This is a genomic window from Streptococcus marimammalium DSM 18627, from assembly GCF_000380045.1.
Lineage (GTDB): Bacteria > Bacillota > Bacilli > Lactobacillales > Streptococcaceae > Streptococcus > Streptococcus marimammalium.
In genome coordinates this window covers 186793-210707 of record NZ_KB904340.1, presented here as the reverse complement: position 1 = coordinate 210707, position 23915 = coordinate 186793, and the positions used below count along the sequence as shown (strand labels likewise).

The window sequence follows — 23915 nt, the reverse complement described above, 5'->3', positions numbered from 1 at the left end:
AATTATGGGGAAAAAATTTAAGATGTCTCTTCGAGTGCCGTTTTATGATGTTGATTTGAATCAAAATATGAAACTATCAAATCTTTTATCAAGATGTCTCTATATTTCAGGCATCCAATCAAAAGAACTTGGGGTTGGCGATCAAAAAATATTTAATGATTATCATTTGGTTTGGGTGGTTACAGACTATGATATTAGTATTAATCGTTTACCATGTTATAATGAAGAAATTATAATTGAGACAGAGGCTATCAGTTACAACCGATACTTTTGTTACCGGGTTTTTAAAATTTATGACACTGCTTCAAAATGCCTTTTGACTATTATGGCAAGTTTTGTTTTGATAGATTATGAAACAAGAAAGTTGAAATCGATACCAGATGAAATTGTTTTACCTTATGAGTCTTTAAAGACAAAAAAACGACTCAAAGGGCCAAAATACCAAATTTTGAAAGAAGCAAAAGAGACAGTTTTACCTATTACTTTTTTTGCTTATGATTTAAATGGTCATGTAAACAATAGCCAATATCTTACTTGGTTTTATGAAAGTTTATCTTTTAATTTCTTAAAAGAACATACCCCTAAAAAAATCAATATGAGATATATCAAAGAAATAATTGGTGATGGACAAATAACAAGTGCTGTTAAAGTTGATGGTAAAACTACTTATCACGATATTAAGTGTGATAATAACCTGCATGCCCAAGCGATTATAGAATGGAGAAAAAATGACTTATAAAGCTTATATTATTGATCTTGATGGAACCATCTACAAAGGAAAAGATAGAATTCCTGAAGGAGAAGCTTTTGTTCATCGCTTGCAAGAAAAATATCTTCCTTATCTCTTTTTAACTAATAACACGACAAGGACACCTGAAGCCATTAAAACCATGTTGTCAACTAACTTTAATATTAATACATCTCTAGATAGTATTTACACAGCTTCTTTAGCCACGCTTGATTATATGAATGATTTGGGGAAAGAAAAAACAGCTTTTGTTATAGGTGAAGAAGGTTTAAAAACAGCTATTTTTAACAATGGATATATTGAGAATAGTCAAAATCCGGCTTATGTTGTTGTTGGTTTAGATAGAACGTTAGATTATGAAAAACTATCTATTGCAACTCTTGCTATTTTGAATGGTGCCACTTTTATTGGTACTAATCCTGATCTTAATATTCCCACCGAAAAAGGTTTACAACCTGGTGCTGGTGCTTTACTTGCTTTTTTACAAGCGGCAACACGTGTCAAACCAATTATTATTGGAAAACCTGAAGCAATTATTATAGAAAAAGCCCTATCGATTTTAGGGGTTGAAAAAAAAGATGCTATTGTCGTGGGAGATAATTACAAAACAGATATCAAAGCTGCTATTGATAATGGTATTTCAAGTCTTTTAGTGACAACTGGTTTTACAAAACCCGAAGAAACTAGCACTTTACCAGTTAAACCAGACTTTATTTTAAATAGTTTATCGGAGTGGGAATTTGATGAAAAATAAATTCATTATTAGTCTTTCTATTATCTGGTTATTATCAATTAGTATCCTAATGACTATTTGTCTTACCTGGCTAGCTTATCCACTAGTGATTCATTATTTTAAGTTGACAGATATCGTTTCTTTATCACATGAAAAAATTGTAGAAAATTTCAATCAATTAATGTTTTTTTTAACTAATCCTTTAAAAACAGACTTACTAATGCCAGATTTCCCTACATCAGTAAGTGGTCTTAAACACTTTTTTGATGTTAAGTTATTGTTTCATTCAACTCAAATAATTGCACTGATTCTTAGTATTGCGAGTCTATTATTTTTTAAGATGAAAATAAAAAATTTTAGTTTTGGAATCTATCAGAAATATTATTTAAATGCAATTATTTTACCAATTTTAATAGCTGTTTTTACTTTTTTTATTGGTTTTGATAATTTCTTTACTTTATTTCATAATATTTTATTTCCTGGGGATTCATCTTGGCTGTTTAATCCAACAACGGATCCTGTCATTCTAATTTTGCCACAGAATTTTTTCTTGTCTTGTTTTATTCTCTTTTTTATTATTTATGAAATGTTTATGACGGCTTTTTATCTATTTGCCAAACAATCTTTCTACAAAAAAGCTAAAAATTAAAACGACAACTTAAAAATTATAATTTCATCTCTTTTCATGAAAGGACAGGACATGATTTATTTTGATAATGCAGCAACAACAATTCCTTATTCTGAAGTTTTAGAAACTTATGAAGAAGTTTCTAAAAAAATTATTGGAAATCCATCAAGTCTTCATCAACTTGGTTCTCAGTCTTCAAGAATTTTAGAAGCAGCAAGAAAACAAATAGCTGATCTAATTGGTAAACACGCAAATGAAATCTTTTTTACTTCTGGTGGAACAGAAAGTGATAATTGGGCAATAAAAGGCCTTGCTTTTGAAAAAATGAATTTTGGTAAACATATTATCATTTCAAGTATAGAGCATCCTGCGGTTATAGAATCCGCAAAATTTTTAGAAAAATTTGGTTTTGAAATTGATTATGCACCAGTTGATAAAAAAGGTTTTGTTATTATTGAAAAATTATCTAAACTACTTAGAAAAGATACAATCATTGTTTCTATTATGGCAGTTAATAATGAAATTGGTGCTATTCAACCCATTAAAGAAATTGCAACTCTATTGACTGATTGGCCCAAAATTTCATTTCATGTGGATGCCGTTCAAGCTATTGGTAAATTGGACACTGATTTATTTTTACCTGAACGTGTAGATTTTGCTAGTTTTTCTGGCCATAAATTTCATGCTGTGAAAGGGGTTGGCTTTTTATATAAAAAAAATGGAAAAATGATTTCTTCTCTTTTATCAGGTGGAGGTCAAGAAAAACAACTTCGAAGCACAACTGAAAATGTAGCAGGGATTGTTTCAATGGCAAAGGCTCTTCGCATAGTCATGAGCCAAAAAGACACTGTAAACCAAAGAATAAAACAACTAAAAGAAGTTCTTTATCAGTCATTAAAAGATAAAAAAGATGTTATCTTATTTTCTGATAGCACTTCTAAATTTTCTACTCATATTCTTACTTTTGGTATTAAAGGTATTAAAGGAGAAGTTCTATTACATGCTTTTGAAGAACATGATATTTATCTATCAACAACAAGTGCTTGTTCATCTCGTGCTGGAAAAATTGCAAGTACTTTAATCAATATGGGAATTGAAGCAAATATTGCTCAGACAGCTGTAAGAATTAGTTTTAGTGATGGTAACAATATGGCTGAAATTGAACAATTTTTAACAGTATTTCATCATATTTATGAAAAATTAGAGAAAGTAAGAGGTTAAAATGGATTATTCAGAAATTATGATTCGCTATGGTGAATTATCAACAAAAGGGAAAAATCGAATGCAATTTATTAATAAATTAAAAAGAAATATAGAAGATGTTTTATCTGTTTTTCCTGATGTTAAAGTTATTGCCGAGCGAGATCGGGGTCATGTGTTTTTAAATGGAGCAGATTACCAAGCTGTGTCGGAGTCATTGAAAGAAATCTTTGGAATTCAAGCATTTTCACCTTCTTATAAGATAAAAAAGGAAATGCCTGTGATTAAACAAGCTGTTCAAGACGTAATGACTAAAATTTACAAAGAAGGAATGACATTTAAAATCACTAGTAAGCGAAGTGATCATTCCTTTGAATTTGATAGCTGTGAGTTAAATCAAATATTAGGAAGTGCAGTTTTTGAGGTAATTCCAGACATAAAGGCTCAAATGAAAAACCCAGACATTGATTTGAAGGTTGAGGTTCGAGATGAAGCGGTTTATTTGTCATATGAAAATATTAAAGGTGCTGGAGGCTTACCTGTGGGTACTTCTGGTAAAGGAATGTTAATGTTATCTGGTGGAATTGATTCGCCTGTTGCTGGTTATCTTGCTCTAAAAAGAGGGGTCTCTATTGAGGTTGTACATTTTGCTAGCCCACCTTACACAAGTCCTGGTTCGTTAAGAAAAGCACATGAATTAGCAAGAAAATTAGTTAAGTTTGGAGGCAACATTCAATTTATTGAAGTTTCTTTAACTGAAATTCAAGAAGAGATTAAAAATAAGACTCCCGAAGCTTATCTAATGACAATAACTCGTCGTTTTATGATGCGTATTACTGATGCAATTAGAGAAAAAAGACGTGGTTTAGTGATTATAAATGGAGAAAGCTTAGGACAAGTTGCCAGTCAAACTCTTGAAAGCATGCAAGTCATTAATGCAGTCACATCAACACCCATTATTCGACCTGTTGTCACTATGGATAAACTTGAAATAATTCAACTAGCCGAAAAAATTGACACTTTTGATATTTCTATTCAACCCTTTGAGGATTGTTGTACTATTTTTGCACCAGATCGTCCCAAAACTAATCCTAAGGAACATAAGGTTGAAGTTTATGAAAAACGCTTAGATATTGAGGGCTTGGTTGCACGTGCTGTTGAAAGCTTAAGTATTATTGAAATTACTTCAAAAGCTAAAGAGGATAATTTAACACAAATGATTGACAATTTTCTTTAAACAATGAAGAGACTAAAACAATAATGTTTTGTCTTTTTTGTTAAAATATGCATGTTCTGAATTAATAATTTTTTGTCGCTTCTATTTGCCAATAAAAATAGATCTTAAAATCTTTAATAAATGATTTTCCATCTATTTTTATTTTTACTTATCAAGCGGTATAAAATAGGGTATAATAACAGAAAAAAAGGAGGAAATGCAATGCCCAAAATTAAAAAAGAAACTTTATTACTCCTATTATCACTTGTAACGTTACTAACCATTTCTTTTTTAGCTGTTTTACTTAATCAATCACAGCTAAGTTCTGCAATAAAAAATGAAAAGCAGACCAAAAAAGTTGATCAAAAGGTGACAACAGCTAGAATTATTGCAAATGGGGATATTTTATTGCACGACATTTTAATCACTAGTGCTAGAAAGTCTGATGATAGCTATGATTTCACCCCTTATTTTGAATATGCTAAAAGTTGGATTAGTGAAGCTGATTTAGCAATTGGAGATTATGAAGGTACCATTAGTCTAGATTTTCCACTTGCTGGTTATCCTTTATTTAATGCTCCAAGTGAAATTGCCAATAACTTAAAAACAATTGGTTATGATGTAGTTGATTTAGCACATAATCATATACTAGATTCCCAATTGGCTGGTGCTTTTAACACGGTTGATACCTTTAAAGAAGTTGGGATTGACTCTGTTGGTATTTATAAAAAAAATCGTGCGTCAGAAGAAATTTTGATTAAGGAAGTAAATGGTATAAAAATTGCTATTTTAGCTTACGCATATGGATACAATGGTATGGAAGCCAATTTGTCACAAGATGAGTATGAAAAGCACTTATCAGATTTAGATGAAGAAAAAATGCAAGCTGAAATTGAAATTGCTGAAAAAAAAGCAGACATCACTATTGTTATGCCTCAAATGGGTGTAGAATATCAAAGAGAACCCAATCAAGAACAAGTTAATCTTTATCATAAAATGATTGATTGGGGAGCAGATGTTGTATTTGGAGGACACCCTCATGTAACACAACCTGCTGAAATAGTTGTAAAAGATGATCAAAATAAATTAATTATGTATTCAATGGGCAATTTTATTTCTAATCAACGCCTTGAAACAGTTGATGATATTTGGACAGAACGAGGTGTTTTAATGGATGTCATTTTTGAAAAAAAAGGTAATAAAACAATTATTAAAGAAGCTAAGGCACATCCGACACAAGTATGGTCTTGGGGTAAAGGTGAGTATGGCATAGAAGGTTATGAATATCGTGATTATCGTGTTTTGATTTTAGAAGATTTCATCGTAGGTGGTAAGCATAGAGATACCATAGATGATGTCATGAAAGAAAAAGTTGATTTAGCATATAAAGAGATGAATGAATTGGTGGATTTAAAATGGCCAAGCAATTAATCAAAAAGAGAGTTACTTTATTTTCAAAAGTATCAAAAGACGTCAAAAGATTATATCTTTCATCTTTTCCAAAAGTTGAAAGATTTCCTTATCTACCTTTATTATTAAACGCTTATCGTCGTGATATAGAATTTATTGCTTATTATGATGATGATAAATTTGTTGGACTTTCTTATATTATTTTTTCAAAAAATTTTGTATTTCTTCTATTTTTAGCAGTTAATCCCCAATATCGTAATCAATCTTATGGTAGTCGTTTGTTAAAAACCATCAAAACGTCTTCTAATGGTCGACCGGTTATTTTAGCGATTGAAGAAATGGATAAAAACGCAGATAATTATCAAGAACGTTTGAATCGTCTTGCTTTTTATGAAAAAAATGATTACCAATTAATTCCTTATTTTTATTATGAGATGGGTGAAAAGTATCAACTATTATCAACCTGTTTAGATGTTGATATGGGTGAATTTAAAAAAATGCTTCGAAAAATATCTTACGGTATCATTCCCATTGATATTGATTTAAAAGTAAAAACCTAATATTAAGTTAGGTAAACAAACTACTTTATACCTAAGTAATTATCTTGAATTAGCTAAAACAGTTTTTAGTATTAATTGGAATATAATCTTTAAATCTTATCATTGCTTACTTAAATGAATGTGATTAACTCATAATAGGTCTATCATTAAGTGGTGTGTTTTAAAAATTAACTTCTTTAAGTTAATTTTTATTAGATCACAATTAATTTAGAAAAATGCTATAGTGTTATTTTTACTAAAATGGGTTAGTGAGACTTTTATTTAGTATTTTAATTTTTTGATGAAGTATGTCAAATGAATAAGCCTTACTTGCATTTTAAGTTACGAGAGCATAATAAAAAATAAAATAAATAATTTGATAAAATTCTTGTCAAAAAAGAGAAATAGTGGTAGAATTGTAATGTTGACTAAATGCACATCCAGTGCAACCGCACGACTATTGTTAATAAGTAGATACAATCTCACAATACAAGGCGAGTCTTCACAATAAAATATAGGAGGTGCATCATGAGCACATATGCAATCATTAAAACTGGTGGCAAACAAGTTAAAGTTGAAGTTGATCAAGCGATTTATATTGAAAAGCTTGATGTGGAAGCAGGAACAGAAGTTACTTTTGATGAAGTTGTTCTTGTTGGTGGTGAAAAAACAATTGTTGGAACACCATTAGTATCTGGCGCAACAGTTGTTGGAACTGTAGAAAAACAAGGTAAACAAAAAAAAGTTGTTACTTTTAAATATAAACCTAAAAAAGGTAGTCACCGTAAACAAGGTCACCGTCAACCATATACAAAGGTTATCATTAAAGCTATTAACGCTTAAAAAAGGATAGCACATGATAAAAGCAACCATATCAATATCATCTAATGGTAATCCTGTTAAAGTTAAAATAAAGGGACACGCTGCTAGTGGTGAATATGGTCATGATGTCATGTGTGCAGCAGTATCCACTCTATCAATTAATTTTATTAATTCGTTAGAGGCATTGGCAGCCTATATTCCAAAGTATCATATCAATGATATTACTGGTGGTGAAATGACTATTGACTTTTCAAATTTTGACACCTCATCTAATAGAGAAATTATTCAACTTTTATTTGAATCGTTTCTACTTGGAATGAGTAAGCTTTCTGAGGATTCCCCAGAATATGTCAAAACAAGTATCATGACAAACTAATAAAAGAGAGGAAATAACATTATGTTAAAAATGAATCTTGCTAACTTACAACTTTTTGCCCACAAAAAAGGTGGAGGATCTACATCAAATGGACGTGATTCTCAATCTAAACGTTTAGGAGCTAAAGCAGCAGACGGTCAAACTGTTACTGGAGGCTCAATTCTTTATCGTCAACGTGGTACACATATTTATCCAGGTGTTAACGTTGGACGTGGAGGAGATGACACACTTTTTGCTAAAGTTGAAGGTGTTGTTCGTTTCGAGCGTAAAGGACGTGACAAAAAACAAGTTTCTGTCTATCCAATTGCAAAATAAATAAGCAGTAATAAAAACTTTCTCAAAAAATGAGAAAGTTTTTTCATTATCTAAAGTATTAATTTTTCGACAGCTATCTTATGGTATAATAATAACAGATATTTAAAAATTTCTGAAGAAAGGTTTTCAATAAGTCCAAATGAAGAAAATACACTTTATTAGTATCGGTTTTATTCTTATTATTTTAGATCAAATAAGCAAATATTGGATTGTTTCCAATATTTCTCAAGGTGAGATGAAGCACTTTTTACCAGGAATTTTTAGTTTAACATATTTACGAAATTATGGAGCTGCTTTTTCAATTCTTCAAAATCAACAATTGTTTTTCTTTGTAGTAACTATTTGTTTTATTGGATTTGCTATCAATTTTTTTCTTAAAAGTAAAGATCATCAAGTCTATACTAGAATAGGAATTTTATTGATCATAGCTGGTGGTATTGGCAATTTTATTGATCGTTTGCGTCTGGGTTATGTTGTTGATATGATTCACCTTGACTTTATGGATTTTGCTGTATTTAATCTTGCTGACTCTTATTTATCTGTCGGTGTTTTTGTTCTTATTTTAGCATTATGGAAAGAAAATTAAAATGAAATTAATCATCAATGAATCAGGTACTCGTCTAGATAAAGTGCTTGCTGATCATACTAAGTTATCACGAGTACAAGCCAATGAAGAAATTAAAAAAGGAACTATCACTGTTAATGAAAAAAAAGTTAAACCAAAATATATGGTTAAAATTGGTGATGTAGTGAATTATGAAATTCCTGAGGAAATTATTTTAGATTATGTTGCTGAGGATATTCCTATTGAAATTGTTTATGAAGATGATGATGTTGCTGTGGTGAATAAGCCCCAAGGAATGGTCGTTCATCCTTCGCACGGTCATCCGTCAAAAACACTTGTAAACGCTTTGTTGTTTCATATTAAGGACTTATCAAGCATCAATGGTGTAGTAAGACCAGGTATTGTCCATAGAATTGATAAAGACACATCTGGTTTATTAATGATTGCCAAAAACAATCAAGCTCATCAAATACTGGCACAAGAATTAAAAAACAAAAAAGCTTATCGTCATTACCTTGCTATTGTACATGGTAATTTACCTAATGATCGAGGTATTATTGAAGCACCAATTGCAAGGAGTGATAAAAATCGAAAAAAACAAGCAGTCAAAACAGGTGGTAAGCCGGCACTTACAAGGTTTGAAGTTTTAGAAAGATACGGTGATTATACTTTAGTGTCACTAACCTTAGAAACTGGTAGAACTCATCAAATAAGAGTTCACATGGCTTATATAGGACATCCTATTGCTGGTGATCCTCTATATGGTCCCAAAAAAACCTTAAAAGGCCAAGGACAATTTTTACATGCTAAGACTATTGGTTTTACACATCCAAAAACAAAAGAAATGATGACATTTTCAATCCAACCTCCAGAAATTTTTCTAAAAACCTTGCAAGAGTTAAGAGAACTAAATAGTTAAGTGTTAACCAAACTCATCCACTAAGATAAAATAACTTGTTAAAAATTCTATAATGTGGTATTCTTTTATAAAAATAAGTCCCTTTAAAATTGTCCTGAGAGGCAAGCAAGGTGAGCATAAAAAGCATAGGTATTTGTTTACTTAGATTTTGTTATCTCCTTGAAAAAGGAGATTTTTTAATAGAAAGGAAGACAATGAATGAAAAGTAAAAAAATAGTTGATGACATTACAATGCAACGTGCAATTACGCGAATCACTTATGAAATCATTGAACGTAATAAAAACCTTGATAACATTATTTTAGCAGGAATAAAAACACGTGGTGTTTATATTGCTCAAAGAATACAAGAAAAGTTAAATCAGTTAGAGGAGGTTTTAATTCCTATAGGTGAAATTGACACTAAAGCTTTTAGAGATGATATCAAAGTTGAAGAGGATACTACAAATATGCCAGTTGATGTCACTGATAGAGACGTTATCTTAGTTGATGACGTTCTCTACACAGGACGAACGATTCGAGCTGCAATTGATAATTTGGTAAGTTTAGGTCGTCCTTCTAGGATTTCATTAGCCGTTCTTGTGGATAGAGGTCATAGAGAATTACCTATTCGAGCTGATTATGTTGGCAAAAATATTCCTACCAGTTCAAGAGAAGAAATCATTGTTAAAATGTATGAAGTTGATAATGAAGATTCTATTATTATAAATGATCCAAGTTAATAAGGAGATAAAATGGAAGAGATTAGATATGATGTTCACGATATGCCAAAACCAAGTTTGCTTATAGGTTTATCCTTTCAACATCTTTTTGCTATGTTTGGAGCTACTGTACTTGTTCCTATTCTTGTGGGGATTGACCCAGCTGTGGCACTTTTTTCAAGTGGATTAGGTACTTTAGCCCACTTATCAGTAACAAAATATAAAATTCCAGCCTATATGGGCTCTAGTTTTGCCTATATCGGTGCCATGCAAACTCTTTTAAAAACTGATGGAATTGGCGCTGTAGCACAAGGAGCAATCACTGGGGGTTTAGTCTACTTTGCAGTAGCTTTTATTGTTAGAAGGTTAGGTAATAACTGGATTGATAAAATTTTGCCTCCTGTAGTGGTGGGACCAATTGTTATGGTTATTGGACTTAGTCTTGCTTCAGTGGCAGTTAATGACGTTATGTTAAAAGATGGCACTTACAATGTTAGTTATGTTGTTATTGGCTTATTTACTTTATTTGCTGTCATACTTTTTAATATTTTTGGTAAGGGAATTATTGGTGTAATTCCTATACTTTTAGGACTAATTTCAGGATATTTATTTTCACTCTTGTTTGGTTTAGTAACTGGACAAGAACTTGTCAGTTTCACGGAAGTTGAAGCAGCAAACTGGTTTAGTTTACCTTCATTCAATATTCTCTTTTTAAACTACAGTTTAAAATTTTATCCTAGTGCTATTTTAACTATGGCACCAATTGCTTTTGTCACAATGACCGAGCATTTTGGGCATGTGATGGTTTTAAATAGTTTAACTGATAGAGATTATTTTAAAGATCCTGGTCTTGATAAAACCTTAGCAGGTGATGGTCTTGCACAAGTTCTTGCAGGATTTTTTGGAGCACCACCAGTAACTTCTTATGGTGAAAACATTGGTGTTATGGCACTCAATAAAATCTACTCTGTTTATGTGATTGCTGGAGCAGCAGTATTTGCTATTCTTCTAAGTTTTATAGGAAAAATTTCTGCTCTTATTCATTCTATTCCAACACCAGTTGTAGGTGGTATTTCATTAGCTTTATTTGGTGTTATTGGTGCTAGCGGACTTAAAATTCTAATAGAATCAAAAGTTAATTTAGACAATAAGAAAAATCTTTTTATCACAAGTGTTATCCTTATTTCAGGAATTGGTGGGTTGATTATACAAACACCTTGGCTTCACATCCCAGGTGTTGCAGTTTCAACCATTTTTGGTATTTTTCTTTATCAAATACTTCCTGAAGATAATTAATATATTATCGTATGATTAGTTTAAAAATCCTTGATTATAATGCTAAAAAACATTATAATCAAGGATTTTTACTATTTTTAATTTAATTTTGGATAAATAAATGTTAGAGCATCTATAAATAGAAGAACAGAAATTGTTGCTAAAATAGCAGAAATCACCGGACTGACATTTAGTGGTGAATTCCATAAAAAATGAAGTAAAATTGGTAGAAAGGACCAAGTCATAATTTTCTTTTTAGATATTTCTTTAGATTTTGATACTAACAGAAATATACCCAAGCATAAAACTGATGTGTAAAGATAATGTGAGGAAAGTGCACCTGAAACTCTTGAAATAGTTGTACCAATAGTGTAGTCAATTTGCTCAGAAGCATCAGTTAAAATATAAGCAAAATCTTCAACAATTTGAAATCCAAATCCTACTGTTAAACCAGAAATAAATACAGTTTCTTTTTTAAAAATCTTGAAAAAATAAAGAATTGAAAAAGTCATTAAAGCTTTAATAGTCTCTTCTACAAAAGGAGCGGTTAATGCTGCTTCCCAGTCTTGTAAAAACTGCTTATCAAAACCAATTACTTGTAATACTGAATAGGAAAAACCATTTCCGATACTAGATAACCACCCAGTAATTAACATACCTGAGATAATAGAAACAATGATTATCTTACTTGGAATCTTTAATTGTTTTTTTAAAAATTTGATAGCAAGGGACATTGGTATTATATAAAATGCTAATAAGAGAGTACTAAAAAGAATAATAATTTGATTGATTACTGGACCATCATACTCAATTAGTGGAAACAATTCAAAATCAATGCCATAGATGATTAAAAAAAGCCAGACAGAAACAGCTATTTTTTGTTTAGTTGTTAAAATTGACATTTATTTTCTCCTTATATAAATTATGTTATAGTTTAGCAATATCTTACTTTATTGTCAAATTGATTATTTTGGTGAAAAAGTCTTGTGTAACCTAAAAAGAACAAATTTGTAAGGTAATTACACCATTATAATAGAAAATGGATGATTATAATGAGGCTGTTTCTAAAAATTTAATTAACTTCAAATTTTAAAAAAATCAAAATTAGTTTTACTTTTTCTTAATTATTGTTTGACTTTTAATTTTAAAAAAAGTATACTTGTATTAAACAAACAATACAAAGGAGACGAAGATGTCAAGGAAAGTTAAAGGTGGTTCTAAAAAAAAGAAAACTCTTTTTATCTTATTGCCTATTTTAGTTTTAGCTCTTATTTTAGCAGCATATTTTTGGAGTCAAAATAAAAACTCATTAGTTGAAAATGATGCAAAACCTCCTTATACATTAGCTGAAGTTACTGAAGGATCGATAGCTTCTAGTACTTTGTTGTCTGGAACAGTGAAAGCTCTCAATGAACAATATGTTTATTATGATCCTTCTAAGGGTGAGATTGCTTCCTTTGATGTTTCAGTTGGTAACGCTGTTGAGCCAGGCCAAAAATTATTACAATATGATACAACAGCTGCTCAAGCAGAATATGATCAAGCTGTTAGAGCCCTAAATAAAGTTGGTCGTCAAATTGAAGAAGTTAGAAATGGTGCTACAAACGTCCAAACCCATAATGGAGAAGAAGCACTAGAATCTACTCTTATTGAAAAATCTATTGACAGTCAACTCAATGATTTATATGATGCATATGCTGATGCTCAAGCTGTTGTTAATAAAGCACAAGAAGCACTTAACCAAACAATTATTGTTAGTGATGTTAGCGGAACTGTTGTAGAAGTGAATACATCAGTTAACCCTTCTAAGCAAGGTGGACAAGTTCTAATTCATATCGTTAGTGAGGGACAATTGCAAGTTGAAGGGGATTTAACAGAATATGATTTAGCTAATATTAAAGTTGATCAAGATGTTAAAATCACTTCAAAAGTTTATCCAGATCAATCATTTACTGGTAAAATTAATTATGTTTCAAACTATCCAACTGAAGCCAGTAATGGAGTAGGTGAGCAGTCATCAAATTCTTCAATGTATCCATTTAAAATAAACTTCACAAGTGATTCTAGTAGTTTAAAACAAGGTTTTAAAGTAAGTATTGAAGTTATTAATAATGAAAAAAATAAACTTGTTCCAGTTACTGCAATTGTTAAAGAAAAAGATAAAAACTATGTTTGGATTTTTAATAAAAACACAAGCAAAATCACAAAAAAAGAAGTGACTATAGGAAAAGCGGATGCTGTTTATCAAGAAGTCACTGGTGGTATAGAAATTGGTCAAATTGTTGTCGACTTTCCTTGGGATGATTTCAAAGAAGGTCAAACAATTGATGGTGATATTGCTATACCATACGATGATGAAGCAGAGGATAAGTCTAGTGAATAAAGAAAATACCCTTATTAAATTACATAATATCATTAAGAGTTATCATAATGGTGATGAGGAATTACAGGTTTTAAAAGGTATTAATCTAAGAGTTGAAAAAGGAGATTTTCTAGCAATTATGGGCCCATCTGGTTCAGGGAAATCTACATTAATGAATATGATTGGTTTACTAGATAGACCTACATCAGGTGAATATCAATTAAATGGTCAATATGTTGATGATTTATCAGAAAAAAAATTAGCTGAAGTCAGAAATAAAGAACTAGGTTTCGTGTTTCAACAATTTTTCTTATTATCAAAATTAGATGCTGTTCAAAATGTCGAACTACCCCTCATCTATGCTGGTGTTTCTTCAACTAAACGTAGAAAAATGGCTGAAGAGCTACTTGAAAAAGTTGAATTATCAGATAGAAAAAGTCACTTACCATCTGAGCTTTCAGGTGGTCAAAAACAAAGAGTTGCCATTGCTCGAGCTCTTGTTAATAACCCGTCATTAATTTTAGCAGATGAACCAACTGGTGCTTTAGACACTAAAACTGGTCAACAAATTATGGAGCTATTAACAGAGCTAAACAATGAAGGAAAAACTATCATTATGGTTACTCATGAGCCAGAAATTGCTTCATATGCTAAGCATACCATTGTTCTTCGAGATGGAGAGATTGTTGAGAAATGGTCTAAACAAGCAAAAGTGAAGGAGGAGTAAGTTATGGAACATTGGAAATTTGCTCTGACTTCCATTTTGAGTCATAAAATGAGATCACTTTTAACCATGCTTGGTATTATTATTGGTGTAACCTCTGTAGTTATCATTATGGCACTTGGTCAGGGAATGAAAGAACAAGTGACAAGTATCTTCACTTCTGATCAACAAGACATTCAGTTATACTATGAGCCTGATTCGTTTGATTTAATAGAAGAAAATTTTATGGACTATAAACCACCCCAAATTAAAGAAGAATGGCTACAACAAATAGTTATGGAAACAAAAGGAATCGATAACTATTATGTCACCAATATGACAACAGCAACGATCGATTTTAAATCAAAAAAAGCTGAAAACATTAATGTGACTGGCGTAAATCAAACTTATTTTGATGTGAAAGAAATAGAAATTGTAGCTGGCCGTTCTTTTCAAACAATTGATTTTCAAAAATTTTCTCGTATTATAATGCTTGATACAAAACTAGCAAAGAAACTTTTTGATAGTCCAGAAAATGCTTTAAATCAAGTTGTTTCTGTGGGTGATAAGGCTTATCTTGTTGTTGGTATCTATAAAGAACAAATAGAGGAGTCAGGAATGATTTCAGGTCTACCAAATGATGGAACTGCAATTATGGCCAACACACAATTATCAGCTGAATTTAATGTTGATGAAATCAGTATGATATACATTCATGTAGATGATGTTAAAAATGCTTCGATTTTAGGTGAAGAAGCAGGTCAGAAATTGACCAACTTATCAGGTGCTCAAAATGGAACCTATAAGACTTATAACCTAGAAGAAGTTTTAAATAATATTAACGAAGCTTTTGGCGTTATGACAACAGTAATTGGCTCAATTGCCGGCATTTCGCTATTGGTGGGTGGAATAGGTGTTATGAATATTATGCTTGTTTCTGTCACTGAAAGAACTAGAGAAATTGGTCTTAGAAAAGCGTTAGGCGCAACAAGAGGAAATATATTAACTCAATTTTTAATTGAGTCTATGGTATTAACTATGCTAGGTGGTCTGATTGGCTTGATTATTGCCTACGGCGTAACTACTCTTATCGATCAATCATTACCAGATATGCATCCAAGTGTTTCAATACCGGTTGCTATTGGAAGTATTATTTTCTCAGCTCTTATTGGTATTATTTTTGGTATTCTTCCAGCAAATAAAGCTAGTAAGTTAGATCCAATTGAGGCTTTAAGATATGAATAGGCTAATTAACCGAAAAGAAAAGTATGAAAAATTAAAAAAAATATTCCATATTTTAGGGATTGTTTCAATTATTTTATCAATTGCCCTTGTTATTTATCTTATTAAAGGATTAGATATTTTAAATAATCCTGATGCTTTAGCACAATTAATAAAAGAACATCTTTTTTGCGGAACAATTTTATTTTTTATTATTCAAATTGTTCAAGTTATAATCCCTATTATTCCTGGTGGTGTTACTACAGTAGTTGGTTTCATAGCATTTGGACCAATAATTGGATTTCTTCTTAATTATATTGGCATTATCATTGGAAGTATTATTTTATTTGCAATTACTAGAAACTATGGTCGAAAATTTATATTATTGTTCACTAAAGAGAAACAACTAGATTATTATGAAAATAAATTATCTAGCCCAACCTATGAATATTTTTTTATCTTAAATATGTTATCTCCAGTATCACCAGCTGATATTCTTGTTATGGTTACTGGATTGACCAAAATGAGTTATCGTAAATTTATTACCATTATTTTAATTACAAAACCTATTTCAATTATTTCATACAGTTATTTTTGGATTTATGGTGGTCAGTTAGTTAAAAACTTTTTCTAATGGTAATGGTGTCAAGATTTTTTCTTGACACTTATTTTTTTTATGTTATAATGAATGAAGAATATTGTTATAATATTAATAAAAAAAGAAAAGAGAGACAAATGGCAGTTAAAATTCGCTTAACTCGTATGGGTTCAAGAAAAAAACCTTTTTACCGTATTAATGTTGCAGACTCACGTGCACCACGTGATGGACGTTTTGTTGAGACAGTTGGAACTTATAATCCACTTTTAGCAGAAAACCAAGTAACACTTAAAGAAGAACGTGTTCTTGATTGGTTATCTAAAGGTGCACAACCTTCTGACACTGTTCGCAGTATCTTCTCAAAAGCTGGAATTATGAAAAAATTCCATGAATCTAAATTTACGAAATAAGGCTTATGGATACAATAGAAAATCTTATTATTGCAATTGTGAAACCTCTTATTTCACATCCAGAAAATTTCTCAATCAAAATTCAGGATACTCCAGAATTTTTAGAGTACCATCTTGATTTAGATGCAAACGATGTTGGTCGCATTATTGGCAGAAAAGGACGTACAATTACTGCAATAAGATCAATTGTTTATTCTGTACCAACACAAGGTAAAAAAGTTAGAATTGTTATCGATGAAAAGTAGTAGCTTGCCTACTGCTTTTTATTATTACTATTTAATTTACATTAGAAAGTTTATATTTGGGAAGTGTAATAGAGAATCTTGTTTATTACAATTTAAAATGATAAAATGAATAAAACAAGATAAATGGAGTTACTATGAACTATTTTAATGTTGGCAAGATTGTGAATACACAAGGTTTAAAAGGTGAGGTTCGTGTTTTGAGTGTGACTGATTTTGTCTTTGAAAGATATAAGGTTGGCAGCCAATTAGCACTTTTTGACAAAAATAATCAATTTGTTAGAAATCTTGACGTTGAAAGCCATCGTCAACATAAAAATTTTGACATCCTTAAATTTAAAGGGCTTTATCATATCAATGAGGTTGAAAAATTTAAGAATTATTCTTTGAAAATCTCTGAAGAATTTTTGTCACCACTCGCCACAGATGAATTTTATTATCATGAAATCATTGGCTTATCAGTCTATGAAAAAAATCACTATATTGGTGAAATTAAAGAGATTTTACAGCCTGGTGCTAATGATGTTTGGGTTGTTCAAAGAAAGGGAAAAAAAGACTTGTTACTTCCCTATATCCCTTCAGTGGTTTTATCTGTTAATCTTGCTGAAAAAAAGATAGATGTTGATATACTAGAAGGATTAGACGATGAAGATTAATATTTTAACTTTATTTCCAGAAATGTTTTCTCCTTTAAAGCACTCTATTGTTGGTAAGGCTCAAGAAAAAGGTTTAGTTGATATTAATTATTATAATTTTAGAGAAAATGCTGAAAAAGCCAGACATGTTGATGATGAACCCTATGGCGGTGGGCATGGGATGCTCTTAAGAGCTCAACCAATTTTTGATACTATTGCTAAAATAGATTCACAAAATGCTAGAATAATTCTATTGGAACCAGCTGGGCGTCAAATGTCTCAGTCATATGCAGAAGAATTAGCCAAAGAAGAAAATCTTATTTTTATTTGTGGTCATTATGAAGGTTATGATGAACGAATTAAAGAATTGGTAACAGATGAAATTTCTTTGGGAGATTTTATCTTAACAGGAGGGGAATTAGCTGCTATGGCTATTATAGATGCTACAGTTCGTCTTATCCCAAATGTGATTGGTAAAGAGGCTAGTCATCAAGAAGATAGTTTTTCTTCAGGTTTATTAGAATATCCCCAATACACACGCCCATATGATTTTAGAGGAATGAAAGTACCAGATGTTTTAATGAGTGGGCACCATGAAAACATTAGAAGGTGGCGTTTAAAAGAAAGTCTTAAAAAAACTTATCAGAAACGTCCTGATTTATTAGAAAATTATTTCATGACAAATGAAGAAGAAATGATGTTATCAGAAATTAAAGAAGAGTTAAAATCATCTCAGTAAATTTATAATGAAATGATGTTTATAGTTATAGTGGAGAAATAATGCGTTCAAAAGAAGATGTGTACGATATTACTATAGTTGGAGGAGGCCCTGTTGGTCTTTTCACTGCTTTTTATGCTGGTTTACGTGGTGTACGAGTAAAGATTATTGAAAGCTTGTCTGAGCTGGGTGGTCAACCAGCTATTTTATACCCAGAAAAAAAGATTTTTGATATTCCTGCTTATCCTTCTATTTTAGGAAAAGATTTAGTATCTAACTTAATTAAACAACTAGATTTAGTTTCAGATAAATTGACTATTTGTTTAAAAGAAGAGGTACAAACATTTAAAAAAATTAATGATATTTTTGTGATAAATACCTCAAAGACTATTCACCATTCTAAAACTATTATTTTCGCTTGTGGCAATGGTGCATTTTCACCAAGAAAATTAGGATTAGAAAAAGAAGAAGAATTTGAGCAAACAAATCTTTATTACCATATTAAATCGCTTGAAAAATTTAAAAATAGAAACGTTATTATCTGTGGTGGGGGAGATTCAGCAGTTGATTGGGCTTTGGAATTAGAAAAAATTGCAAAAAGCGTTACTCTTGTTCATCGACGTAAAGAATTTCGTGCTCATGAACATAGTGTTTCACTTTTGAAAAAATCATCTGTAAGACTTTTAACCCCATTTATTCCTGTTTCTTTTGCAGCTAATAATGGAGTTATCACTCAACTCACTATTCAAGAAGTTAAAGACAAACAAGTGACAACTCTTTTCTTAGATGACCTAATTGTTAGCTATGGTTTTACTAATTCAAATAAGAATCTTAAAAATTGGCCAGTTGATAGTCAAAGAACAAGTATCAAAGTTTCTTCGTCTTTTGAATCAAGTCATAAAGGAGTCTTTGCAGTTGGTGATGCAGCAATTTATGATTGCAAACTATCACTTATTGCTACAGGTTTTGGTGAGGCACCAATTGCAGTAAACGAGGCTATTAAACTTATCTATCCAGAAAGAGATAATCGTGTAGTTCACTCGACTAGTCTTATAAATAAATAAAATAGATTTTACTTAAATAGCAATAATGCGTAATAACTTTAAGAAGTTATTGAAATATGCTATAATAAACAGTAATTGTTAGTAAGGAGAAAAAGATGGAAATTGTTCGTCAAAAAGAATTTGTAAACCAATACCATTATGATGCTCGTAATTTAGAGTGGGAAAAAGAAAATGGTACACCAGAGACAACTGTTGAAGTAAAATTTAAATTGGTAGAAAAAAATATGGAGAAGAGACAAACAACTATTGTGTCAACGCTTCAATTTATCATTGTTCAAGAAGATTTTGTTGTGAGTGGCATGATTTCTCAACTAAATCTCATTAAAGATCGTATTATTAATCAACCAAATGAATTTTCGCAAGAAGAAGCTAAAGACTTAGCTTCTCCATTACTAGATATTCTCAAAAGATTAACCTATGAGGTGTCTGAAATTGCTCTTGATAGAGCTGGTTTAAACTTGGAGTTTTAGTTAATGAAATTAGCTGTTATTACAGACTCATCTGCTAATCTAGATGAGAGTTTTAAGAAGAAAAATAATGTGTTTGTATTAGATATACCAGTTATCATTGATAATGAAACTTTTATAGAAGGCAAAAATTTAGAAATTGATGATTTCTATAAAAAAATGGAAACAGCACAGGAATTTCCAACAACTAGTCAACCAAGTCTTGCTGATTTGGATGATGTGTTGGCTTGTCTTTCAAAAGAAAACTATACTCATGTCATTGGTCTATTCTTATCAAGTGGTATTTCTGGTTTTTATCAAAATATTCACTATTTAGTTGATGAATATAGTCATTTAACGATTCGTTTTCCCGACACTAAAATTTGTAGTTTTCCTCTTAGAATGCTTGTTGAAAATACTATTGCTTCCTATGAGGCTGGTCATCCATTTTCGATTATTGAAAGAGATTTATTGCAACAAATTTCTGGGTCAGGAGCTTATGTTGTTGTTGATGATTTAAATCATCTAGTAAAAGGTGGACGTTTGTCAAATGGTTCTGCTTTAATAGGTAATCTTTTAAGTATAAAACCAATCATATATTTTAATAATGGCAGTTTAGAGCTTTTTGAAAGAGTTAGAACTGAGAAAAAAGCTCATAATCGACTCATTGAAATTTTAAATGATGTGACATCAAATCATACATTTGATGTTTCAATTGTTCATGCTAATGCCATAGAAAAAGCTGAGAAGATAAGAGATTTAATTTTACAATCTAATTACCAAGGTAATATTTTAATTACTACTTTTAGTTGTGCTATTGCAGCCCATCTAGGAAAAGGGGCGGTTGCTATTGCTTTTACTCCTTCAGCTGGTGATGAGTAAAATTACTTTTATCAATAATTTTTATTGTAACGCATTTATTTAGTCATTAAAAGATAGTGGGAAAAATGATGAAATTAAAAACGTTGCCTTCTGAATTTCAGAAGGCTTTACCAATTTTATCTAGGATAAAAGAATATGGTTATGAAGCCTATTTTGTCGGTGGAAGTGTTCGAGATGTTATCTTAGATCATCCCATTCATGATGTTGATATTGCTACAAATGCATATCCTGAAGAAATTAAAAAAATATTTCCAAGAACAGTTGATATAGGTATAGAACATGGCACAGTATTAGTTCTTTTTGATGAAGAAGAATATGAAGTAACTACTTTTAGAACCGAGGAGGGCTATGTTGATTTTCGTAGACCAAGTCAGGTTCATTTTGTGCGCTCTCTAAAGGAAGACTTGAAAAGAAGAGACTTTACTGTTAATGCTTTTGCTTTAAACAATGAGTCTGAAGTCATTGATTTATTTGGTGGATTACAGGATTTAGAAAAAAAGACTTTAAGAGCTGTTGGTGATGCCAGTGAACGTTTTTACGAAGATGCCTTAAGAATTATGAGAGGTTTGCGTTTTGTTTCAAGCCTAGGTTTTACAATTGAAGAAAAAACGTTATCTGCAATGAAGGCTAACGCAAATTTACTGGAAAATATTTCTGTTGAACGTGTTTTTATTGAGCTAGATAAATTGTTAATGTCATCTTTTTGGCAAAAAGGTCTTAAACAATTAATTTTATGTGATGTTTATCTTTTTTTACCAGGATTAAAAAATTGTAAAAAAAACTTGCAATTGATGCTTGATGAATTAGCTCCAAGTTTTCAATTTGAAACTTCTGAACAAGCTTGGGCAAATCTTTTGATGAGCATTCAAGTAAAAAGTATCAAAGGATTTTTAAAAAAATGGAAAACATCAAATGAATTTCAAAAAACTGTTGAAAATCTCATTACTGTTTACCACATTAGACTTGAGAGATCCTTTTCAAGCCAAGATGTTTATCGATTTGGAAAAGATATTCTTTATCAAGTTGAATCATTGCGAGAAGCTAAGGGTTTAACGGTTAACCAAGAAAGAATTAGTAAATTAGATAGCGAACTTATCATTCATAACAAAAGTGAAATAGTTGTTAATGGACGGCAACTTATGTCTCAATATCATTTATCTCCTGGGCCAAAACTTGGAATGCTCTTAAATGAGATTGAAACAGAAATTGTTGGAGGGAATTTAGAGAACTGTCAAGAGAAAATTTTTAGATTTGTTGAAAGGAGATTAGTTGATGAGTCATTTTTCAGTTGATAATTTGACCAAAACGATTGGTGACAAAACTGTTTTTCAAAAGATTTCCTTTATGATACATCCTCTTGATCGTATTGGTATTATTGGTGTTAACGGTACAGGAAAAACAACTCTTCTAGAAGTTATTTCTAAAGAATTAGGTTTTGATGGAGATGTTTCCCCTTTTTCCCATGCAAATGATTATAAGATTGCATATCTTAAACAAAACCCAGTTTTTGATGATTCAAAAACTGTACTTGATACGGTTTTATCAGAAGATCTAAAAGAAATGAGACTAATTAAAGAATATGAATCATTGATGATGGACTATTCTAAAGATAATCAAGCACGTTTAGAAAAAGTGATGTCTGAAATGACTGCAATTGATGCCTGGTCTATTGAAAGTGAAGTTAAAACTGTCTTATCAAAACTTAGTATTAACAATCTCAATCAGACAATTTCACAACTGTCTGGTGGTCTTAAAAGACGTGTTCAACTTGCTCAAGTACTTTTATGTGATAGTGATCTTTTATTACTTGATGAACCTACTAATCACTTAGATATACATACCATCTCTTGGTTATCAGACTATCTAAAAAATAGTCGTAAAACTGTCTTATTTATTACCCATGATCGTTATTTTTTAGATATGATTTCAACTCGTATTTTTGAATTAGCTAATGCCTCTTTAACAGAATATCAAGGTAATTATCAAGATTATGTTCGTTTAAAAGCTGAACAAGATGAAAGAGAAGTTAATAGTCTCCACAAGAAAAAACAGCTCTATAAACATGAATTATCTTGGATGCGTACACAGCCTCAAGCTAGGGCAACTAAACAACAGGCACGAATAAGTCGTTTTGAAAAGTTAGAAAAAGAGGTAAAAAATGATGTGACCTCAAACAATATGGAAATAAACTTTGATTCCACACGTATTGGAAAAAAAGTTATTTCTTTTGAAAATGTCTCTTTTTGCTTTTCAGATAAATCTATTATCAAAGATTTTAATTTATTAATTCAAAATAAGGATAGAATTGGTATTGTTGGTGATAACGGTGTTGGTAAATCAACTCTTCTAAATCTGATTTCAGGAGATATCACTCCAACCTCAGGTCATTTATCAATTGGTGAAACAGTTAGAATAGGTTATTTTTCACAACAAATTAAGGAAATAGACGAAAGTAAACGCCTTATTAATTATCTCCAAGAAGTTGCTGATGAGGTTAAAACAAAAGTTGGTATCACAAGTGTTAGTGAATTATTAGAACAATTTTTATTTCCAAGATCAAGTCATGGTAGCTTGATTTCAAAGCTATCAGGAGGTGAAAAAAAACGTCTTTACCTATTAAAACTTCTCATTGAAAAACCAAATGTTCTTTTATTGGATGAACCGACCAATGATCTTGATATTGCTACTTTGACAGTTCTTGAGCGTTTTTTAGAGAATTTTAATGGCCCAGTCATCACTGTTAGTCATGATCGTTACTTTTTAGACAAGGTAGCAACTAAAATTTTAGCTTTTGAAAATAATACCATCAAGATATTTTATGGAAACTATACCGATTACCTAGATGAAAAAAATTTTCAAATTCGCCTAAAAGAAGAACAACAAAAAGAAGTACCATTAAAAGGTAAGACAGAAAGAAAACATGAGTCAGGAAAAAAAAGAATGTCTTACTTTGAAAAACAAGAATGGGAAACAATTGAAGTCACTATAGAACAATTAGAAGAAAGTATCACTCAGATAGAAAAAAAGATGCTTGAGGCTTCAAGTGATTATAGTCAATTAGCTAATCTTCAAAAAGAACTAGACGAAAAAAATGATGAGCTTCTTGATAAATATGAGCGTTATGATTACCTTAGTCAATTGAGTCAATAAATATTTTGGTATCTCTTTTCATGACTAATTCAGCCCACT

Annotated in this window: 28 protein-coding genes and 1 other annotated feature; of the genes, 27 read left to right on the top strand and 1 reads right to left on the bottom strand. The window is 30.9% G+C overall.

Going from position 1 to position 23915, the window contains the following annotated elements; all coding sequences use genetic code 11:
* Nucleotides 1–4: 4 nt before the first annotated feature.
* The 14 genes from A3I1_RS0102545 (at nt 5) to A3I1_RS0102480 (ending at nt 11466) form a co-directional block, all read left to right on the top strand.
* A complete protein-coding gene (locus A3I1_RS0102545) occupies nt 5–739 on the top strand; it encodes an acyl-ACP thioesterase domain-containing protein (RefSeq protein ID WP_026216738.1) in 735 nt (244 codons plus the stop codon).
* The gene (locus tag A3I1_RS0102540) at nt 729–1502 is read left to right on the top strand and encodes a TIGR01457 family HAD-type hydrolase (protein WP_018369759.1); all 774 of its coding nucleotides are present in this window, start codon (nt 729–731) and stop codon (nt 1500–1502) included. Before A3I1_RS0102545 ends, A3I1_RS0102540 begins: the two co-directional genes overlap by 11 nt.
* The gene (locus A3I1_RS0102535) at nt 1492–2130 is read left to right on the top strand and encodes a TIGR01906 family membrane protein (RefSeq protein ID WP_018369758.1); all 639 of its coding nucleotides are present in this window, start codon (nt 1492–1494) and stop codon (nt 2128–2130) included. The genes A3I1_RS0102540 and A3I1_RS0102535 overlap by 11 nt, the downstream gene beginning before the upstream one ends.
* Nucleotides 2131–2181: 51 nt before the next feature.
* On the top strand, nt 2182–3330 hold the full coding sequence (locus A3I1_RS0102530; RefSeq protein WP_018369757.1) for a cysteine desulfurase family protein: 1149 nt from the start codon (nt 2182–2184) through the stop codon (nt 3328–3330).
* 1 nt (nt 3331) lies between these two features.
* Nucleotides 3332–4546, top strand: coding sequence for a tRNA uracil 4-sulfurtransferase ThiI (gene thiI / locus A3I1_RS0102525; protein ID WP_018369756.1), 1215 nt, complete (start codon nt 3332–3334; stop codon nt 4544–4546).
* A 201-nt stretch (nt 4547–4747) separates the two neighbouring features.
* Complete coding sequence (locus A3I1_RS0102520; protein WP_018369755.1) at nt 4748–5956, top strand: CapA family protein; 1209 nt, start codon at nt 4748–4750, stop codon at nt 5954–5956.
* Nucleotides 5941–6495 carry a GNAT family N-acetyltransferase gene (locus tag A3I1_RS0102515; protein ID WP_018369754.1) on the top strand — a complete coding sequence of 185 codons (555 nt, stop codon included), beginning with the start codon at nt 5941–5943 and terminating at the stop codon, nt 6493–6495. The genes A3I1_RS0102520 and A3I1_RS0102515 overlap by 16 nt, the downstream gene beginning before the upstream one ends.
* Before the next feature lie 416 nt (nt 6496–6911).
* Nucleotides 6912–6986 (top strand) — a sequence feature (ribosomal protein L21 leader region).
* Between the two features lie 16 nt (nt 6987–7002).
* Nucleotides 7003–7317 (top strand): 50S ribosomal protein L21, encoded by a 315-nt coding sequence (rplU, locus tag A3I1_RS0102510; protein WP_018369753.1) that lies wholly within the window; start codon nt 7003–7005, stop codon nt 7315–7317.
* A gap of 13 nt (nt 7318–7330) precedes the next feature.
* The gene (locus A3I1_RS0102505) at nt 7331–7672 is read left to right on the top strand and encodes a ribosomal-processing cysteine protease Prp (protein WP_018369752.1); all 342 of its coding nucleotides are present in this window, start codon (nt 7331–7333) and stop codon (nt 7670–7672) included.
* A 21-nt stretch (nt 7673–7693) separates the two neighbouring features.
* The gene (rpmA, locus tag A3I1_RS0102500) at nt 7694–7987 is read left to right on the top strand and encodes a 50S ribosomal protein L27 (protein WP_018369751.1); all 294 of its coding nucleotides are present in this window, start codon (nt 7694–7696) and stop codon (nt 7985–7987) included.
* A 139-nt stretch (nt 7988–8126) separates the two neighbouring features.
* A complete protein-coding gene (lspA, locus tag A3I1_RS0102495) occupies nt 8127–8573 on the top strand; it encodes a signal peptidase II (protein WP_018369750.1) in 447 nt (148 codons plus the stop codon).
* A 1-nt stretch (nt 8574) separates the two neighbouring features.
* Nucleotides 8575–9471: an RluA family pseudouridine synthase gene (locus A3I1_RS0102490; RefSeq protein ID WP_018369749.1), complete on the top strand. Its 897-nt coding sequence runs from the start codon at nt 8575–8577 to the stop codon at nt 9469–9471.
* 198 nt (nt 9472–9669) lie between these two features.
* A complete protein-coding gene (pyrR, locus tag A3I1_RS0102485; protein ID WP_018369748.1) occupies nt 9670–10191 on the top strand; it encodes a bifunctional pyr operon transcriptional regulator/uracil phosphoribosyltransferase PyrR in 522 nt (173 codons plus the stop codon).
* A 12-nt stretch (nt 10192–10203) separates the two neighbouring features.
* Entirely contained in the window at nt 10204–11466 is a 1263-nt protein-coding gene (locus tag A3I1_RS0102480; protein WP_018369747.1) for a uracil-xanthine permease family protein, read from the top strand.
* Nucleotides 11467–11543: 77 nt separating this feature from the next.
* Here A3I1_RS0102480 and A3I1_RS0102475 read toward each other — a convergent pair whose 3' ends face one another.
* Nucleotides 11544–12347: a PrsW family glutamic-type intramembrane protease gene (locus A3I1_RS0102475; protein WP_018369746.1), complete on the bottom strand. Its 804-nt coding sequence runs from the start codon at nt 12345–12347 to the stop codon at nt 11544–11546.
* A 290-nt stretch (nt 12348–12637) separates the two neighbouring features.
* Between A3I1_RS0102475 and A3I1_RS0102470 the strand changes: the two genes are divergently transcribed.
* The 13 genes from A3I1_RS0102470 (at nt 12638) to A3I1_RS0102410 (ending at nt 23876) form a co-directional block, all read left to right on the top strand.
* Nucleotides 12638–13828 (top strand): efflux RND transporter periplasmic adaptor subunit, encoded by a 1191-nt coding sequence (locus A3I1_RS0102470; RefSeq protein WP_018369745.1) that lies wholly within the window; start codon nt 12638–12640, stop codon nt 13826–13828.
* Nucleotides 13821–14534, top strand: coding sequence for an ABC transporter ATP-binding protein (locus A3I1_RS0102465; protein ID WP_018369744.1), 714 nt, complete (start codon nt 13821–13823; stop codon nt 14532–14534). Before A3I1_RS0102470 ends, A3I1_RS0102465 begins: the two co-directional genes overlap by 8 nt.
* Before the next feature lie 3 nt (nt 14535–14537).
* Nucleotides 14538–15755 (top strand): ABC transporter permease, encoded by a 1218-nt coding sequence (locus A3I1_RS0102460; RefSeq protein ID WP_018369743.1) that lies wholly within the window; start codon nt 14538–14540, stop codon nt 15753–15755.
* Nucleotides 15748–16365 (top strand): VTT domain-containing protein, encoded by a 618-nt coding sequence (locus A3I1_RS0102455; RefSeq protein WP_018369742.1) that lies wholly within the window; start codon nt 15748–15750, stop codon nt 16363–16365. The genes A3I1_RS0102460 and A3I1_RS0102455 overlap by 8 nt, the downstream gene beginning before the upstream one ends.
* 101 nt (nt 16366–16466) lie before the next feature.
* On the top strand, nt 16467–16739 hold the full coding sequence (gene rpsP / locus A3I1_RS0102450; protein ID WP_026216737.1) for a 30S ribosomal protein S16: 273 nt from the start codon (nt 16467–16469) through the stop codon (nt 16737–16739).
* 5 nt (nt 16740–16744) lie between these two features.
* A complete protein-coding gene (locus tag A3I1_RS0102445; RefSeq protein WP_018369740.1) occupies nt 16745–16984 on the top strand; it encodes a KH domain-containing protein in 240 nt (79 codons plus the stop codon).
* Between the two features lie 134 nt (nt 16985–17118).
* Nucleotides 17119–17637, top strand: a complete 519-nt coding sequence (gene rimM / locus A3I1_RS0102440; RefSeq protein ID WP_018369739.1) for a ribosome maturation factor RimM — start codon at nt 17119–17121, stop codon at nt 17635–17637.
* The gene (gene trmD / locus A3I1_RS0102435) at nt 17627–18355 is read left to right on the top strand and encodes a tRNA (guanosine(37)-N1)-methyltransferase TrmD (RefSeq protein WP_018369738.1); all 729 of its coding nucleotides are present in this window, start codon (nt 17627–17629) and stop codon (nt 18353–18355) included. The genes rimM and trmD overlap by 11 nt, the downstream gene beginning before the upstream one ends.
* Before the next feature lie 41 nt (nt 18356–18396).
* On the top strand, nt 18397–19398 hold the full coding sequence (locus A3I1_RS0102430) for an NAD(P)/FAD-dependent oxidoreductase (RefSeq protein ID WP_018369737.1): 1002 nt from the start codon (nt 18397–18399) through the stop codon (nt 19396–19398).
* Between the two features lie 95 nt (nt 19399–19493).
* A complete protein-coding gene (locus A3I1_RS0102425) occupies nt 19494–19868 on the top strand; it encodes a DUF1149 family protein (protein ID WP_018369736.1) in 375 nt (124 codons plus the stop codon).
* Between the two features lie 3 nt (nt 19869–19871).
* Complete coding sequence (locus tag A3I1_RS0102420) at nt 19872–20726, top strand: DegV family protein (RefSeq protein ID WP_018369735.1); 855 nt, start codon at nt 19872–19874, stop codon at nt 20724–20726.
* 68 nt (nt 20727–20794) lie between these two features.
* Nucleotides 20795–22018: a CCA tRNA nucleotidyltransferase gene (locus A3I1_RS0102415; RefSeq protein ID WP_018369734.1), complete on the top strand. Its 1224-nt coding sequence runs from the start codon at nt 20795–20797 to the stop codon at nt 22016–22018.
* A complete protein-coding gene (locus tag A3I1_RS0102410) occupies nt 21999–23876 on the top strand; it encodes an ABC-F family ATP-binding cassette domain-containing protein (RefSeq protein WP_018369733.1) in 1878 nt (625 codons plus the stop codon). The genes A3I1_RS0102415 and A3I1_RS0102410 overlap by 20 nt, the downstream gene beginning before the upstream one ends.
* Nucleotides 23877–23915 lie beyond the last annotated feature (39 nt).